This is a genomic window from Streptomyces sp. NPDC058674 (assembly GCF_042716505.1).
GTDB lineage: Bacteria > Actinomycetota > Actinomycetes > Streptomycetales > Streptomycetaceae > Streptomyces.
In genome coordinates, this window is the sequence record NZ_JBHXSC010000040.1 from 14,422 (window position 1) to 31,332 (window position 16,911).

Annotated in this window: 12 protein-coding genes and 1 tRNA gene; 2 read left to right on the forward strand and 11 right to left on the reverse strand. The window is 74.8% G+C overall.

What is annotated here, in order from left to right; genetic code table 11:
- Positions 1–52 precede the first annotated feature (52 nt).
- Both ACFWU6_RS20895 and ACFWU6_RS20900 read right to left on the reverse strand, forming a co-directional pair.
- Positions 53–556: an FHA domain-containing protein gene (locus tag ACFWU6_RS20895; RefSeq protein WP_383803059.1), complete on the reverse strand. Its 504-nt coding sequence runs from the start codon at positions 554–556 to the stop codon at positions 53–55.
- A 10-nt stretch (positions 557–566) separates the two neighbouring features.
- Positions 567–1,400 (reverse strand): FhaA domain-containing protein, encoded by an 834-nt coding sequence (locus ACFWU6_RS20900; protein WP_383803058.1) that lies wholly within the window; start codon positions 1,398–1,400, stop codon positions 567–569.
- Between the two features lie 293 nt (positions 1,401–1,693).
- On the opposite strand from ACFWU6_RS20900, the gene ACFWU6_RS20905 reads away from it, so the two are divergent.
- Positions 1,694–1,776, forward strand: a tRNA-Leu gene (locus tag ACFWU6_RS20905).
- A gap of 213 nt (positions 1,777–1,989) precedes the next feature.
- Here the strand turns inward: ACFWU6_RS20905 and ACFWU6_RS20910 are convergent.
- The 8 genes from ACFWU6_RS20910 to ACFWU6_RS20945 all read right to left on the reverse strand — a co-directional run bounded on the left by ACFWU6_RS20910 (position 1,990) and on the right by ACFWU6_RS20945 (position 14,604).
- On the reverse strand, positions 1,990–2,697 hold the full coding sequence (locus ACFWU6_RS20910) for a response regulator (RefSeq protein ID WP_383982386.1): 708 nt from the start codon (positions 2,695–2,697) through the stop codon (positions 1,990–1,992).
- A gap of 1 nt (position 2,698) precedes the next feature.
- Positions 2,699–3,877 carry a sensor histidine kinase gene (locus ACFWU6_RS20915; RefSeq protein ID WP_383803056.1) on the reverse strand — a complete coding sequence of 393 codons (1,179 nt, stop codon included), beginning with the start codon at positions 3,875–3,877 and terminating at the stop codon, positions 2,699–2,701.
- Positions 3,878–3,882: 5 nt separating this feature from the next.
- The gene (locus ACFWU6_RS20920; protein ID WP_383803054.1) at positions 3,883–6,096 is read right to left on the reverse strand and encodes an MMPL family transporter; all 2,214 of its coding nucleotides are present in this window, start codon (positions 6,094–6,096) and stop codon (positions 3,883–3,885) included.
- A 268-nt stretch (positions 6,097–6,364) separates the two neighbouring features.
- On the reverse strand, positions 6,365–7,300 hold the full coding sequence (locus ACFWU6_RS20925) for a kinase (RefSeq protein WP_383803052.1): 936 nt from the start codon (positions 7,298–7,300) through the stop codon (positions 6,365–6,367).
- Positions 7,297–10,842, reverse strand: coding sequence for an amino acid adenylation domain-containing protein (locus tag ACFWU6_RS20930; protein WP_383803050.1), 3,546 nt, complete (start codon positions 10,840–10,842; stop codon positions 7,297–7,299). Before ACFWU6_RS20930 ends, ACFWU6_RS20925 begins: the two co-directional genes overlap by 4 nt.
- Complete coding sequence (locus ACFWU6_RS20935; protein ID WP_383803048.1) at positions 10,839–12,038, reverse strand: ATP-grasp domain-containing protein; 1,200 nt, start codon at positions 12,036–12,038, stop codon at positions 10,839–10,841. Before ACFWU6_RS20935 ends, ACFWU6_RS20930 begins: the two co-directional genes overlap by 4 nt.
- A complete protein-coding gene (argH, locus tag ACFWU6_RS20940) occupies positions 12,035–13,519 on the reverse strand; it encodes an argininosuccinate lyase (RefSeq protein ID WP_383803046.1) in 1,485 nt (494 codons plus the stop codon). Before argH ends, ACFWU6_RS20935 begins: the two co-directional genes overlap by 4 nt.
- A complete protein-coding gene (locus tag ACFWU6_RS20945) occupies positions 13,516–14,604 on the reverse strand; it encodes a cysteine synthase family protein (RefSeq protein ID WP_383803044.1) in 1,089 nt (362 codons plus the stop codon). Before ACFWU6_RS20945 ends, argH begins: the two co-directional genes overlap by 4 nt.
- Positions 14,605–14,784: 180 nt before the next feature.
- Here ACFWU6_RS20945 and ACFWU6_RS20950 point away from each other — a divergent pair, with 180 nt between their 5' ends.
- Positions 14,785–15,519: a thioesterase II family protein gene (locus ACFWU6_RS20950; RefSeq protein WP_383803042.1), complete on the forward strand. Its 735-nt coding sequence runs from the start codon at positions 14,785–14,787 to the stop codon at positions 15,517–15,519.
- On the opposite strand, the gene ACFWU6_RS20955 is transcribed toward ACFWU6_RS20950, so the two are convergent.
- On the reverse strand, positions 15,485–16,861 hold the full coding sequence (locus ACFWU6_RS20955; protein ID WP_383982388.1) for a class II 3-deoxy-7-phosphoheptulonate synthase: 1,377 nt from the start codon (positions 16,859–16,861) through the stop codon (positions 15,485–15,487). The two genes, ACFWU6_RS20950 and ACFWU6_RS20955, sit on opposite strands and share 35 nt — an antisense overlap.
- Positions 16,862–16,911 lie beyond the last annotated feature (50 nt).

Here is a 16,911-nt window from a genome sequence, read left to right on the forward strand (position 1 = left end):
CACGCTGGGACGGATCGCCGCGGCGCGCTCGCTCCGCTCGCTCATTCTCGTACTACTTCCGCAGCTCGATGACGGTCTTGCCGATGCGGATCGGGGCGCCCGGCGGAATGGGCGTCGGGGTGGTCAGCCGGGTCCGGTCGAGATACGTGCCGTTGGTGGACCCGAGATCCTCGACGATCCACTGGCCGTCACGGTCGGGGTAGATCCTGGCATGGCGGCTGGACGCGTAGTCGTCGTCCAGCACGATGGTGGAGTCGTGCGCCCGGCCCAGCGTGATCGTCTGGCCCGCGAGGGCCACCGTGGTCCCCGTGAGGGTGCCCTCGGACACGACGAGCTTGGTCGGCGCACCGCGGCGCTGGCGCTGCTGCGGTGGTGCGGCCTGCCGGCCGCCGGCCTGCTGCGGCGCTCCGGCAGCGGCGCCGCCGCGGCGGGAGCCGCGCTGGGTCACCCGCGTGCCGAAGAGATCGCTGCGGATGACCTGAACGGCCACGATGACGAACAGCCACAGAACGGCTAGGAAACCCAGCCGCATGACCGTCAGGGTCAGCTCTGACATTGCCCCCGCTTCACCCTTCGGCTTGCCGGTAAATGATGGTCGTGCTGCCCACGACGATCCGCGAGCCGTCGCGGAGCGTAGCGCGGGTGGTGTGCTGCCCGTCCACCACGATGCCGTTGGTGGACCCCAGATCCTGGATCGTCGAGGGCGTTCCGGTCCGGATCTCACAGTGCCGGCGCGATACGCCGGGGTCGTCGATCCGCACGTCGGCCTCGGTGCTCCGGCCGAGTACGAGGGTGGGGCGCGAGATCTGGTGGCGGGTGCCGTTGATCTCGATCCAGTGGCGCCGCTGGGCACCGGCAGGGGGCGCGGGCGCCGCTCCGCCGGCTGCGGGCCGTCGTCCCGCGGCTCCGCCGGGAGGCGGGCCCGCGGGCATGGGCGGGGCGGCGACCGGGGGGTACCCGTAGCCGCCCTGCTGCTGGTTCTGGGGCGCTGCCTGGCCGTTCTGGGGGGCCTGCGGCTGCGAGGTGCTGGAGGCCAGGGTGCGACTGCGGACCCGGTACAGACCGGTGTCGAGGTCGTCGGCCTTCTCCAGCTGGACCTTGATGGGGCCCATGAAGCTGTAGCGCTGCTGCTTGGCGTAGTCGCGGACCAGGCCCGCGAGCTCGTCGCCGAGCTGGCCGGAGTAGGGGCTCAGGCGGTCGTAGTCCCCGGCGCTGAGCTCCACGATGAAGTCGTTGGGGACGACGGTCCGCTCGCGGTTCCAGATGGTGGCGTTGTTGTCGCACTCCCGCTGGAGGGCGCCGGCGATCTCCACCGGCTGGACCTCGGACTTGAAGACTTTGGCGAAGGTGCCGTTCACCAGACCTTCGAGTCGCTGCTCGAACCGCTTCAGGACTCCCATGGGGCACCTCCTCCGTCGTTGTCGCCCTGTACTGCTTACTGATCGTATCCACGCGTGGCGGATTCGGGTGGTTCCCCATCGGTCCTGCGTGGACGAGTGTTGGTCCTCACAAGCGATCGTAGGGGCGCGCCAGGGACAGTGTCCCGCACCCGGGGCGGAGAGCGGGAGGGGCCGTCTCCGCCGGGGCCCCGGGGGCGGGGGAAAGCGATGTGAACCCACCCCGTTCCCCGTGCTAATCTTTCGACGTCGCCAGGGGAACGGCCCGAAAGGGAAGATCCACTGGAGTGCTGCTCGGGCGAGTGGCGGAACGGCAGACGCGCTGGCTTCAGGTGCCAGTGTCCTTCGGGACGTGGGGGTTCAAATCCCCCCTCGCCCACATCGACGAAACGGTCGTCATCGCGCAAGCGGTGGCGGCCGTTTCGGCATGTCGGCGTCGGCGGCATGTCGGCGTCATGCCGGCGTCGGCGTCCTCCCCCCGCTCCCCGCCCGCGGCGCGCACGGGCCGGGTGTGACGCGTATCCCTTCGGCCGACGGGCCGCCCGGTTCGTGGACGGGTCCGGGTCGGGCAGCCGGGAGGGGGCGGCGGAGGTCAGTCGCGCTCCGGGCGGACCAGCAGGCCCCGTTCCATCGCGGTCACCACGGCGTGGGTGCGGTCGCTCACGTCCAGTTTCGCGAAGACCCGCAGCAGGTGGGTCTTGACGGTGGCCTCGGCGATCACGAGCCGCCTGCCGATGTCCGCGTTGGACAGACCGTCCGCCACGGCGCTCAGCACGTCGAGCTCGCGGGTGGTCAGCGCCACCGGGGCGGGCCGGCGCATCTTGGCCACGAGCCGCTCCGCGACCCGCGGGGCCAGCACCGTCTCGCCGCGCGCCGCCGCGCGGACGGCGGCCACGAGCTGCTCGCGGGTGGTGTCCTTGAGCAGGTAGCCGACGGCGCCCGCCTCGACGGCCCGCTCGATCTCCACGTCGGTGTCGTACGTGGTGAGGATGAGCACCCGGGTGGGGGCCGGCCCGGCGGCGATCTCGGCGGTGGCCGCGACCCCGTCCATGACCGGCATCCGCAGGTCGACGAGGGCCACGTCGGGGCGCAGGGAGTCGACGAGCGCGACGGCCTCCCGTCCGTTGTCGGCCTCGCCGACGATGGCGATGGACGGTTCCGGGGCGAGGAGGGCGACGACGCCGGCCCGCATCACCGTGTGGTCGTCCACCACGATGATGCGGATCGGGCCGTCGCTCCCGGCGGGGCCTCCCGCGCCGGACCCGGTGCCGTCCGCGGCCCCGTCGGGTGTCGTCTTCATCTCAGGGCTGTCCGTTCGTGTGGATCGTGGCGAGGATGCGGGTGCCGTCCCCGGGCGAGCTGGTCACCGTGAGGTCGCCGTCGAGCTCGGCCAGCCGCTTGCGCATGCCGTCGAGGCCGAAGCCGCGGGAGTCCGCGACGACGAAGCCGTTGCCGTCGTCGGTGATCTCCAGCTCGATGGCGTGCGGGTGCTGGGTGAGGACCACGCCGACCGTGGTGGCGGCGGCGTGCTTGCGGACGTTGGCCAGCGACTCCTGGGTGCAGCGCAGCAGGGCGATGCGGGTCTGCTGGTCGCACGCGACGTCCGCCGGCAGGTCGGCCTCGACGGTCAGGCCGGTGTCCTGCGTGAACCGGTCCAGGGTCCGCCGCAGGGTCACCGCGACCGAGCCGGGGGCCAGGCCGCTCTGCGGGGCGGAGCCCACCAGTACCCGGGCCTCGGCGAAGTTCTCGCGGGCGGTCTGCTCGATGGAGAAGAGCTGCCGGCCGGTGCGGTCGGGGTCCGAGGCGACGGTCGAGCGGGCCGCCTCGGCCAGCACGATGATGGAGGCGAAGCCCTGGGCGAGGGTGTCGTGGATCTCCCGGGCCATCCGCTCCCGCTCGTCCGCGGCGCCCTGCCGGCGGTGCGCCTCGGCGAGCCGGGCCTGGGCGCTCTCCAGTTCGGCGCCCAGCATCCCGGCGCGGGCGTCGCCGTCGGCCACGAGCCGCAGGATCAGCAGGCCGGTCAGGACGGACGCGGCGTATCCGATGAAGATGAAGACGACGTTCCCGGTCAGGGACTCGTCGCCGCGCAGGGTGCTGCCGACCACGGTGGCCGCGGCGGCCGCGCCGCTGAGGACGATGGAGGCGCGGGGGCTGGTGGCGAAGAGCCAGAACTGCGGGAGGGCGACGATGAACAGGGCGGCGCCGCCTCCCGGGAGGCCTCCCATGGCCCCCAGGCCGAGGGCGAGCAGGGCCAGGTACGCCTGGGGCCGCAGGACGGGATTGTCCGGGAACCGCCGTACGGCCGCGTAGCAGGAGGCGAGGACCGCCAGGAGGGCCAGGGCGGCCCACTTGGGTGCTCCGGAGTCGTTCTCCACCCCGATGACGGAGGGGATCAGGCCGAGGAGCACCCAGGCCGCGGTGTACCAGCCGTGGAACTTCTGGACGGTCAACCGGTCGGTGGTCTGCGGCCGTTCGCTCATGTCCGTCAGCCTACGTTCGCCGGCTGACGTTCCGTTGAAGCCGCGGTCCGCACCTGGCGCATTCCGCGCGACGGCCACCAGTTCCACTCGCCGAGCAGCAGCATCAGGGAGGGGAGGATCAGGATGCGGATCACGAAGGCGTCGAGCAGGACGGCCGCGGCGAGGGCGAAGCCGATCTGCTTCATCTCGATCAGGTGCAGTGCGGCGAAGCTGGCGAAGACGGTGACCATGACGACGGCGGCGCTGGTGACGACGCCGGCGGAGCTGCCGATGCCGTCCAGGACGGCCTGCCGGGTCGGGGTGCCGTTCATGGCGGCCTCGCGGATCCGGCTGATCACGAAGACCTGGTAGTCCATCGAGAGCCCGAAGAGGATCACGAAGAGGAAGAGCGGGACGCGGGCTCCGATGGAGCCGGTGGAGTCGAAGGCGAGGAGCCCCTCGGCCCATTCGTTCTGGAAGACGAGCACCAGCAGGCCCAGCGAGGCGAAGGCCGAGAGCAGGTTGAGGACGATCCCGATCAGGCCGAGGACGAGGGAGCGGAAGGCCCAGACGGTCATGGCGAAGGTGACGAACAGCAGCGCGCCGATGATCAGCGGGAGCTTCTGCTTCTGGTGGGCGGGGTAGTCGGCGTTGCGGGCGACGTCGCCGGTCACGGCGCTCTCGGTGCCGGTGAGTCCGCCGAGGGCGGCGGGGATGAGCTCCGTGCGCAGGTTCCGCAGGGAGGTGTGGGCCTCGGCGCTGCCGACGGGGTGGGCGACCGCCATGTCGAGCATGGTGATCCGGCCGTCGGGGGAGGTGCGCAGGACGGGCTTGCCGCTGATCGCGGGGTCCTCGGCGGTGGCGCGGTCGGAGAGCCGGGTGAGTGCGGCGGCCACTTCGTCGCGGCGGTCGGCGTCCGCCTTCACGAGGACCTGGTGCATGGAGTGGAGCTGGGGGTAGGCGGCCATCGCCCGGTCGTAGGTCTGCATGGCGGCGATGGAGCGGGAGTGGGTGTCGCGGCCCATCTCGGTGAGGTTCAGGTTCAGGACCGGCAGGGCGAGGGCGACCATCGCGAGGGTGGCGACGGCCAGGGTGGCGACGGGGTGCCTGGTGGTGGGGCGCAGCACGGCGGCGGTGATCCGGCCGGTGCCGGTCTTGTGCTCCTTGACGCGCAGGGTGCGGCCCTTGGCGGCGGCGCGGGCCTCCTTGCGGGCACGGCGGCGGTCGGCGCGCTCGCCGAGCTTGGCCAGCAGGGCGGGGAGCACGGTGAGCGAGCTGAGGACGGCGACCAGGGTGACGACGATGGCGCCGGTGGCGATGGAGGAGAAGATCACGTCGTCGGCGAGGAACAGGGTGGCGCTGGAGACGGCGACGGCCAGTCCGGAGACGACGACCGCGCGTCCGGAGGTGGCGGCGGCCAGCTCGACGACGGCCTGCGGGGTGAGGCGGCCGCCGGCCCGGGCCCGCTCCTCGCGTTCCCGCTTGAGGTAGAAGAGCGTGTAGTCCACGCCCACGGCCAGGCCGATCAGCAGGATGACGTTGGTGCCGACGCCGGCGTCGGGGAAGACGTGCGAGGCGAGCATCGACAGGCCGACGGCGGCGATGATCGAGGAGAGCGCCAGCAGCAGCGGGACGAGCGCCATGGCGATGGAGCTGAAGACGACCAGCAGGGTCAGGAGGGTGACGGGCAGGGCGATGACCTCGGTGCGCGCCAGGTCGTCGTCGCGGAGCCCGTCGACGCCCTTGCTGATCGAGGGGGAGCCGACCTCCTCCACCCACAGCCCCGGGTAGGCCTCTTGGACGGCCGCGGTCTGTGCCAGGAGCGCGTCCACGTGCTTCTTGGCGTCGAACTCGGCGCCCTTCATGGTGACGTCCACGCGGAGCGCGGAGCCGTCGGCGGCGGGCACCGGGTCCCCCACCGCGGCGACTTCGGGGAGCGCGGCCATCCGGGCGCCGACGTCGCGGGCGGCGGCCTCGGCCAGGGGCCGGTCGAACGCGGCGGCGCCGGGCCTGGCGTGGATGAGCACCCGCTCCGTGGGCTTCTGCTGGAGGCCGCCCTCGGCGGCGAGGGCCTCGGCCCGGCCGGCCTCGCCGATCCGGAAGTCTTCGCTGGCGGCGGGGTTGGAACCGATCGCGATCCCCGCACCGAGGCAGAGGACGACGAAGAGGAGCCAGCCGGTGATGGCCCGCCAGGGGTTGCGGGCGCTCCATCGAGCCATGCGTACAGTGGGGTTCGTCATGACGTACATGCTGGTCGGAGCAGGTGTGCCGGCGACAGGCTCGACCGGTTGAACTCTGCGTCCACCGACTGGTGGACGCCGGGCACGGCCCGAAGCGGAAGTGGGGCGCCGGCCTCGGCGCACGTGCAGCGGCCCCCGGGACGAGCGTAACCGCTCGCGCCGGGGGCCGGAAGGCGCCGGGGCAGGGGGGTGCCCGGGCGCCGCTCGCAGGGGGCTGCCGCGGCGGGTGGCCGCCCGCGCGGATCAGGGGAAGTCGAGGGTCTGCGGATCAGGGGAAGCTGAGGGTCCGGTAGACCGTCACATTGCCGACGAGCTCCTGGCAGAGCTGGGCCGCGACGGCCAGCCGGGCGGGGCAGTCGGGCGCGTCGGTGTCCATCAGGATGCCCAGCGCGGTGCCGCTGTGCCCGACCACGACGCCCAGTCCGCCGACCTCCTCGCAGATGCCGGTCATCGGCTCCAGCGACCACTTGTGGCGCAGCACCTGGTTCATCCGGGCGCTCGCCGTGGCGACCCTGCCCACCTCCGGCAGGTCGCAGGAGGCCACCGCGTCGGTGACCCGGTCCAGGAGCCGTGCGTACTCGCGCTTGTCGGCGCCGGTGAACGGCTTGGGGATGTCGTTGAAGGCGACGGTGTCCACGGCGCCGCCCTCGTCCACGCCGACCACGGCCATGGACGGCAGGGAGCCGAGCCGGGCGCGCAGGCGGACGCTGCGGTGGTGGAAGGCCACCACCGACGGGTAGAGCACCCCGTCGGTCGGCTCGATCCTTGCCAGGTAGCGCTCGATGCGGCGGGGCGGCATCGGGATGCCCAGCGCGTTGGCGACGGCCCGCGCGGTCGCCACGAGGTCGGCCGACGAGCTGGCCAGGCCCTTGCCCTCGGGCAGGGTGCTGTCGATCCGCAGCAGGCCGGCGGCGGGCAGCCCCTCGTCCTGCAGGATCATGCCGGTCAGCCGCAGCGCCTTCTTCTTGTGCGGCGGCCACACCGTCAGCTCCGGTTCCTCCGGGCGGATCTCGAAGCGGACCATGGACCAGCGGGCCACCGGCAGCGTCACGAGGAAGTTGCCGTCCTCCTCGGGGAGGACGCCCTGGAGCAGTTCGCCGAAGGTGCCGAAGGCCGTGCTGACGCCGCTGGCGGCGACCTTGCGGTATCCGGTGGCGGGGGGCGCCGCCGGGCTGACCGGCGCGGCCGTCTGGATCGTGGTCATCCGGTGGTCCTCCTCACCACGTCGGCGGTCTCCGCGGCCCGGGTGCCGGGGAAGTAGTGCCCGCCCTCTTCGAGTTGGTGCAGCGTGACGCGGTCGGAGACCGAGCGCCAGGCCCCGTACGCCTCGTGGGCGGCGGGCGTCCAGGCGTCGTCGCGGGCCACCACCACCTCCACGGGGGCGCCGATCCGGTGCGCCGCGGGGGCGTCGAGGATCCGCAGCAGGTGCCGGGCGGCGGTGGCCGCGTCGTGCCGGTAGGCGCGGTCGACGGCCGCGGCCCGCTCGGGCGCGAAGGCGTCCAGCTCGACGTACGCGTGGTCGGCGCGCAGCCGGTCCAGGATCTCCTCCCGGGGGGCCCGGGCCACCTCGGCGAGCTCCGCGCGCAGCGCGTCGGCGCCGGGCAGCAGCTGCCCGCCCAGGAAGACCCGCTCCGCGGGCCGGCCGGCCTCCTGGAGCAGTCGGGCGGTCTCCAGGGCCGCGGCCGCTCCGGAGCAGTGGCCCCAGAGCAGTACGGGGGTGTCGACGCGGGCGAGGATCTCGTCGCGGGCCCGTGCGGCGAGGACCGCCACGTCCTGGAGCGGCTCGTCCTCGGCCGCGAAGTCGTGGCCGGGCAGTTCGGCGCCGAGGACCGCGATGCCCTCGCCCTCCAGGGCGGTCGCCAGGGCGCGGAAGTTCAGGGCGCTGCCGCCCGCGTACGGCAGGCACACCAGGGTGTGGTGCGGGTTGCGGACCGCGAGCAGCGGGTGCAGCAGCGGGGGCGCGGCGTCCCGGGGCTCGCCGCGCCGGCGGCCGTCGAGGAGGGCCGCCAGGTCGCTCAGCACGGGGTGGGCGACCAGTTCCCCCAGGGACAGCGCCCGGTCGAGCCGGACGGCGACCCGGACCGCGGCGAGCGAACTGGCGCCCAGCGCGAAGAAGTCGTCGTGGCGGCCGATGCGCTCCAGCGGGACCCCGAGGACCTCGGCCCACAGCATGGCCAGCCGGCGCTCGGTGGCGGTGGCCGGGCCGGTGTGGCCGTCGCCGCCGTGGCCGAGGGTGCTCGCCAGCTCGGCCAGCGCCTTCTTGTCGGCCTTGCCGTTGGCCGTGCGGGGGAGGCGGCGCAGCGGGTGCAGGTAGCTGGGCACCATGTAGTCGGGGAGCACGGCGGCCAGGTGGCCGCGGACCCGCTCGACGCGGGGGCCGTCGGCGCCGGCGGTGAAGAAGGCCACGAGGTGCCGGTGGGCGCCGGCGTCGCCGACGATGACGACGGCCGCCTCGCGGACTCCGGCCACGGCGAGCAGCTGGTGCTCGATCTCGCCGAGCTCGATGCGGAAGCCGCGGATCTTGACCTGTTCGTCGTGCCGGCCCAGGTACTCCATCCGGCCGTCCGGCAGCCAGCGGCCGAAGTCGCCGGTGCGGTACATCCGGGTGCCGGAGCGGAACGGGTCGGACACGAAGACCTGCTGGGTGCGCTCCTCGTCGTTGACGTAGCCCCGGCCGACGCAGACGCCGGAGAAGGCGATCTCGCCCGCCGAGCCGAGCGGCACCAGGGCGAGGTTCTCGTCGAGGACGTAGGTGTTGACGTTGGGCAGCGAGCGGCCCAGGGGCACGGGACGGCCCGGCTCGGGGGCCCGGTCGAGGACCTCGTGCATCGTGTCGTCGCAGACTTCCGTCGCGCCGTAGGCGTTGACCAGGGTGATGTCCGGGCACAGCGCGAACCAGCGGCGGACCAGGGCGGGGGCGAGGACCTCGCCGGTCACCGACAGGGTGCGCAGGGCGCCCAGGCCGCGGGGGCGGTGCTCCAGGTGCCGGACGAGGACGTCCAGGTAGGCCGGGACGGTCTGGGCGACGGTGACGCGTCCCTCGACGATCTCGTCGAGGAAGCCGTCCACGTCCAGCAGGACGTCGGTCGACACGATGCGGGTGGATCCGCCGGTCAGCAGCGGCGCGGCGAACTGCCAGAGGGAGATGTCGAAGCTCTGCGGGGCGCTCTGGGCGACGACCTCGGCGCTGCCGGTGTCCCCGCCGTCGGCCAGCCCCATGTCGGCGGTCTTCGCCAGGAGGTGGTTGAGCAGGCCCGCGTGCTCGCACAGGGCGCCCTTGGGGTCGCCGGTGGAACCGGAGGTGAAGTAGACGTACGCGGCGTCGCCGGGGCGCACGCGGACGCCGGCCGGCCCGTCCGGCAGTCCCGCCGCGAGGACCTCCGGTACGCAGAGCACGGTGGGGGGCGCCGGCGTGCTGTCGGCGGCCTTGTCCGCGAGGGGGAGGGCGGCGGGGTCGGCGAGGACGAAGCCGGCTCCGGCGGCCGCCAGTTGGGCCGTGATCCGGTCCACGGGGAGGTCGGGGCCCATGGGGAGGTAGACCGCGCCCGCCTTGAGGACGCCGAGCGCGGCGGCGATCCAGTCGAGCGAGCGGTCCATGACGACGGCGACGACGTCCCCCGGCCCGGACCCGGCGGCGAGCAGCGCGTGCGCCACGCGGTTGGCGTGGCCGTCGAGCCGGCCGTAGGTCCACGCGCGGGCGCCGTGCCGGGCGGCGACGGCGCCGGGGTGGCGGCGGGCGCGCGCCTCGAAGAGGTCGGTGAGGACGGCGTCGGGCAGCTCGGCGCGGGGGCCGGCGAGACCGTACAGCTGGGTCTCTATCTCGCGGGGGGAGAGGAGGACCTGCCGGTCGTGGCGGGCGTGCGGGTCCTCGGTGAGCAGGCGCAGGGCGGTGAGGTGGTAGCCGGCGAGGCGCTCCGCGTAGGCGGTGTCGAGGGCGCGGGGGTCGTGGCGCAGGCGCAGCCGCGGCCGGGGGCCGGCCAGGTCCCAGGAGACGCGGAGCACCTCGCCGGGGCCGAGCGGGGCGGGGTCGGCCCCGGCCGGGTCGAGGACCGCCTCGGGCCGGAAGCCGGGGGTGGCGGCGGCGGCGTCGAGGGCGGCGTCGGCGGCGCCGGCGAGCTCCGTCCAGCTCGACGGAGCCACGGCGAGGCGCAGCTCGCGGACGCCGGGGCCGCCGGGGCCGCCGGTGGCGGCGGCGAGGCCGGTGCGCAGCTCCCGCTGGGCGGCGACCGTGGCGAGCACTCGGGCGTGGGCGGCGGCGAGCAGCGAGGCCGGGCGGAGGCCGAGCGCGGCGGCGGTCCGCGCGGCGGCCGCCGCCAGGCCGGCCGGGACGGGCAGCTCGTACGCACCGTCCCCCGCGGCACCGGCCGGACCGCCTGCGGGGGCCGCGGCGGCCCAGCGGGGAATCCGGGTGGGCCCGGGGTCACCGGCCGCGGCATCGCCCGGCGCGGTGGGGGCGGCGGGGGTCGGGCCGGGGTCGGTGGCCGCCGCGCCGTCCGGGGCGGCCGGGCGGCCGGTGACCGGTGCGGGGGCCGTGGGGAGGCCGTTCGTGTGGGCGCCCGCCGGTGGGGCGCAGGGGCCCTGGGCGGTTGTGGTGGCGGGGTGTGCGGGGGTCGGTGTGCCTGCCGGCGGGGCGGTGGGCGCCGCTGTACGGCCGGGGGGCGCCGGGACGGTTGCCGTGGCCGGGCGTGACGGCGGGTGGGGGGTGTGCAGGCGGGAGGGGGGCGGGGACGGGGGGGCGCCTTTCATCGGGGGGTCTCCTCCACGGTGATGTCGATCAGGGCGGTGGCCGCCGAGGCCCGGCGGGCAGCGGTCGCGGGGTCGGGGCCGGCGGCGACCACGCAGGCCAGGCGGTCCTGGAAGGAGTGCGTCACCCGCACCTCGCGGCCGACCGCGGTGGTCGCGGCCGCGGCCGCCACCCCCGGCGAGGCGGCCGCGTCGGCCAGGCCGGCGACGGCCGTGACCCGGCCCTCGGCGCCGACCCGGACGAAGCGGACGGCGGCGTGTCCGGCGGCCGGTCCCGGCTCGGCGGCCGGCTGTCCGGCGGCGCGCGCGATGACGGCGTCAACCAGGTCCACCCCGGTCGCGGCGCGGACCGCGACCGGGATCATGCCGCCGGCCAGGCGCGGGTTGACCTCGATGACCACCGGGCCGCCGGGTCCCATCCGCAGCTCGGTGTGGGCGGCCCCGTACCCGAGGCCCAGGGAGGACACCGCCTCCACGGCGGTGGCGCCGAGTGCGGCGGCGGTGGCGGCGGGGACGGGGGCGGGGACGTCGTGGCCGGTCTCGACGAAGTACGGCTCCGGTCCGACGTGCTTGGCCACCACCGCGACCACGGCGCCGTCGAAGGTCTCCACCGAGTACTCGGGGCCGCGTACGGCCTCCTCCACCAGGACGGTGGCCGAGCCGTCGGCCAGCAGGCGGGCGGCCCACGCGGAGGCCTCCCCCCGGTCCGCGCACAGCCGGACCCCGGCCGAGCCGGAGCCGCTGACGGGCTTGAGGACGACGGGGAACCCGATCCGGGCGGCGGCCTCGGCGGCCTCCCGGGCCCCGGTGACCGCCGCGAACCGCGGCACCGGTACCCCGGCGGCGGCGTGCACGGCCCGCTGGGTGTCCTTGGACCGGCAGCGCGCGACCGCGTCGCCGTCGGGCCCCGGCAGCCCCAGCTTGGCCGCCATCCGGGCCGCCAGGGCGACGAAGTACTCGGAGCTGGACGCGATGGCCGCCGGAGCGAGCCGGGTGCAGGCCTCCAGGACGGCCTGCGGGTCGGAGGTGTCCAGCACCACCGTGTCGACGCCGTCCGCGGCGGCGTACGGGTACCGGGCGGGGTCCCGGCTCAGCAGGACGGGCCGCATCCCCCGGGCGCGGGCGGCGCTGCAGAAGTCCCGCCCGGTGCCGGTGGTGTTGCTCTCCAGGAAGGCGAACGGGGCGCCGTACTCGGTCATCGTGTCCCTCCCGTTCCGTAGCGTGCCACGGTGGACTCCACCGCGGTGTCCAGGAGCCGCGCTGCGTCGCGCAGGCCTGCCCGGTGGCCCGTCAGCCAGTCGGCGTGTGCCGCGAGCCGGACCCTCAGGGTGCTGGTGACGGCGGCGCTCTGGCCGGGTCCGCCGCCCCGGTTCAGGCCGGCGACGACCTCGGCGGGCGAGGGCAGCGCGCCGCCGAGGTCGGCCACCCCCTCCGGGGTCTCGATCTTGGTGAGTTCGTGCTCGCCGGAGGCGATGGCGTCCCGTACGGCCCGGCCCACCACGTGGTGCGCGGTGCGGAACGGCACTCCCTCGCCCACCAGTCGGTTGGCGATGACGGTGGCGGTGGTGAAGCCCTCACGGGCCCGCTGCTCCATCCGGTCCGTGACCGGGCGCGCCCCGGAGACCAGGACCTGGCCCAGCAGCACGGACTCCCGGACGGCGGTCAGCGCCGGCCAGGCCACGGCGACGGCCTCGGTGCCGACCTCGATGGAGTTGGTGAACGGCGTGGACTTGGCCGCGGACGCCGAGGCGGTCCAGGCGCCGATCGCCCAGGCGGCCTTGGCCTTGACGTGCTCCAGCAGGAACGCGTTGCGCTTCTGCGGCATCGCGGAGCTGCCCCCGACGAGCCGCTCCGGGAACTCCACGAATCCGAACTCCTGCGTGCTCCACAGCTGGAGGTCGGTGGCCAGCCGGCTCAGTGTGACGGCCGCCGACGCCACCACGGCCAGGGCGCGCAGCAGGGTGTCGCGGGCCGCCACCGCGTCGACGGCGTGCAGGGTGGGGCCGCGGAAGCCCAGCAGGCCGGCGGTGCGGGCCGGGTCGATGGGCAGGTCGGTGCCGGCGACGGCTCCGGCGCCCAGCGGGCAGCGGTCGAGGTCGTCGAGGGTGCCGCGGAGGGCGGCGATGTCGCGGTCCAGGGCGGTGGCGATCCCGGCCAGGTAGTAGCCGTAGCTGATCGGCATCGCCGGCTGGAAGTGCGTGTAGACCGGCATCACGGCGTCGGCGTGCCGGCGGGCCCGGGAGAGCAGCCCGGCCTGCAGGCGCAGCACCTCGCCGAGCAGGTCGGCGAGTTCGGTGCGCAGCCGCATCGCGGTGACGGTGGCCTTGATGTCGTTGCGGGACCGGGCGGTGTGCACCTTGCCGCCGACGTCGGAGCCGAGCTGCTCCACGAGGTAGCCCTCGTACATGAGGTACAGGCCGCGCGGGGCCGGGCGGTCGGCCAGCCCGGCGAAGCCGTCGGCGCGCAGCCGCCGGATGCGGTCCAGGAGGGCCGCCGCGGCGGGCCCCGGCAGCAGGCCGCTCTCGCGGAGCATGACGACGTGCGCGAGGTCGACGGTGCTGGTGGCCTCCAGCTCCTGGCGGACGGCCTCGGGGCCGGGCTCGCCGTACACGACGCGCCGGGTGCGGGCGCCCAGCCCCCGTTCGAGGCGGCCCGTGCCGGTGCTGCCGGTGCCGCTCACGCACCCACCCCCGCCGGCTGCGCGGCGGCGGTGGCGGCTTCCGGGGCGGGCCGGGCGACGGCGCCCGGGACCTCCTCGTAGGCCCGGCGGTCCCAGGCGAAGCGGGTCCAGCGGTCGCCCGTCGTGTCGGGGCCGGTCGCCGGGGCGGGAGTGGCGGGCCGCTCGGCCAGCGGATGGCCCTGGGCGGCCAGCCAGGTGTCGTCGTAGACGGTCGCCTGGTAGCGGTAGCCCTCGTCCGGGAGCATCACGACGCCGGTGCGGTCGGGGTTCCGGTCGGCCCACCAGCGGGCGACGAGGTAGGCGGCGCCGCTGGTCGGCCCCTGGAAGAGGGCGTGGCGGGCGTGCAGGGCGCGGGTGGAGGCGTAGGCCTCGCCGGCGGTGAGCCAGTGCACCTCGTCGAAGACCTCGTGGTCCAGGTTGGCGGGCCACAGGCTGTTGCCCAGGCCGCGCAGTTCGCGCGGGCCGTCGGGCTGTCCGAACAGGACGCTGTGGTGGCTGTCGACCCCGATGGCCTCGGTGTGCGGGGTGCTCTCGCGCAGGGCGCGCACGGTGCCGCACATGGAGCCGCCGGAGCCGACCGGGCCGATCAGGGCGTCGACGGTCCCCAGGGTCCGGGAGAGCTGCTCGGCGACCAGCCGGTACGCGCCCGGGTTGCCGGGGTTGCCGTACTGCTCCGGGCAGAAGGAGTCGGGCAGTTCGGCGCGGATCTCGGCGAGCCGGCGCAGCCGCGCCTCCTGGAAGCCGCCGACCTCCGCCGGCTCGTGGCAGATCTCCAGGCGGGCCCCGAGGTCCGTCAGCCGGCGGTACAGGTTGGCATCGATCGCGGGGTCGCTGACGAGGATCAGCTTGCGGCGCATCAGGGCGGCCTGCATGGCGAGGGCGAGGCCGAAGGTGCCGGAGGTGGTCTCGACGATCACGGTGTCGGGGCCCAGATCGCCCCGCTCCTCGGCCTGCTTGAGGATGTGGTGGGCCGGGAGCAGTTTCATCAGGGTGAAGGCCGCGCCGTAGAGGTTCGGGCCGAGCCGGATGACGCGCGGCATCATCGTCGCTTCGGCTATCGAGGGGAAGGCGGAGGTCACCGTCATGGAATCTCCCGGGGCAGAGGTCGGCGTCGCGGATGGCTGCCACTGTGCTGAAGCGCTCTGACGGAGCACTGACAGCGGGTCCCGCGGTACGTCAGCGCGCCGTCAGCGCGAGGCACGACCATCGCGCCGTCGAAGACGTGCGGACGCCGTGGCGGAGCCGCGGGGACAGGGGTGGCGGAGATGGTGTGGACACAGGTGGTCGAGGCGAGGCCGTTCGCGGCGCAGCGGGTGGTGTGCTTCCCGCACGCGGGCGGGTCGCCGTACTTCTTCCGCACCTGGGCCCGGGGGCTCGGCGCGTACGAGGTCCACGCCGTCTGCTACCCGGGGCGCGCGGAGCGCTTCTCGGAGGACTGCGCGGAGCACCTGGTGCCGATGGCGCGGGAGATCGCCGCCGCTCTGCTGGCGTCGGGCGACGAGCGGCCGACCGCGTTCTTCGGGCACAGCATGGGCGCGATCGTCGCGTACGAGGTGGTCCGGGCGCTGGAGGAGGCCGGCTCGGGGGTGGGGCACCTGTTCGCGTCGGGGGCCCGGGCGCCGCACCTGATGGCGGGGGACCCGGTGGCCGCGGCCGCGTGGGACGCGGAGTCGATCGGCCGGACCCTGGTCGAGCTGGGCGGCACCGATCCGGAACTGCTGGAGAACCGGGCCTTCGTGGACCTGGTGATGCCCTACATCGGGGCGGACTTCCGGATGCTGGCCGCCTACGAGGGGCAGCCGCGGCCCCCGCTGGGCTGCCCGGTCACCGCGGTCGTCGGGGAGTCGGACCCCCGGGTGACCGTCGCACAGAGCGCCGCCTGGCGGGAGTCGACCCGGGGCCCGGCGCGGGCGCTGACCGTGCCCGGCGAGCACTTCTACCTCGCCGGGCAGCCGCCGTTCGGGATCATCGAAGAGGCGCTCCGGGCCCGCCAGGGGTGACCGGTCCGTGCGCGCGGTACATCTCCGCGAGCCGGAAGGCCAGGTCGAGGGACTGGGTGTGGTTGAGGCGGGGGTCGCAGGCCGTCTCGTAGCGGTGCGGCAGGTCCTCGGGCCGGACGGTGTTGCCGCCTCCCGTGCACTCGGTGACGTCGTCGCCGGTCAGCTCGACGTGGATGCCGCCGGGATGGGTGCCCAGCGAGCGGTGGACCTCGACGAAGCCCCGCACCTCGTCGAGCACGGTGTCGAAGGAGCGGGTCTTGTGGCCGCTGGGCGCGGTGACGGTGTTGCCGTGCATGGGGTCGCTGACCCAGCAGGGCAGCGCTCCCTCGGCGGCGACCTTCTCCACCAGGGTGGGCAGCACGTCGCGTATCCGGTCGGCGCCGGCCCGGACGACAAAGGTCAGGCGGCCGGGCTCGCGGTCCGGGTCGAGCCGGTCGAGGAGGGTCAGGACGGCATCGGCCGTGGTGGCGGGCCCGAGCTTCACGGCGATCGGGTTGTCGATCCGTGAGAAGAACTCCACGTGGGCGCCGTCCGGATCGCGGGTCCGCTCGCCGATCCACAGCAGGTGCCCGCCGGCGGCGTAGGTGCGGCCGGTGTCCGGTTCGGTGCGGGTCAGGGCTGCCTCGTAGTCGAGGAGCAGCCCCTCGTGGCCGACGAAGAACTCGGCGGTGCCCAGTTCGCGGGTGTCCACGCCGCACGCGTGCATGAAGGCCAGCGTGCGGTCGATCTCGTCGGCCAGGGCCTCGTAGCGCTCGCCGGTGCCGGAGCCGGCGACGAAGCCCCGGTTCCAGGCGTGCACCTGGTGCAGGTCGGCGAAGCCGCCGGTGGTCAGGGCGCGGACCAGGTTCAGGGTGCGGGCCGACGCCTCGTACATGTCGCGCAGCCGCCGCGGGTCGGGGGTGCGGGAGGCGGCGGTGAACTCCAGGCCGTTGACGGCGTCGCCGCGGTAGGAGGGCAGGGTCACGCCCGAGCGCTCCTCGTACGGGCTGGAGCGGGGTTTGGCGTACTGGCCGGCCATCCGCCCCACCTTGACCACCGGCAGCGCGGTGGCGTGGGAGAGCACGACGGCCATCTGGAGGAGCGTCTTCAGCGTGCCGCGGATGGAGTCGGCGGTGACCTGGGCGAACGTCTCCGCGCAGTCGCCGCCCTGGAGCAGGATGGCCTCGCCGCGGGCGACCGCGGCCATCCGCAGGCGCAGCTGGTCGCACTCGGATCCGAGGACCAGCGCAGGCGCGGCGGCCAGCTGCCCGGTGACGGTGCGCAGGGCGCCGGGGTCGGGCCAGTCGGGTTGCTGTGCGGCCGGGAGATTCCGCCAGGACGCACTGTTCTCGTTTTCTCTCATGGCTTCAGTTACCCATTGCCTCCGAGCAATGGTCAAGCATTTTGGAAATG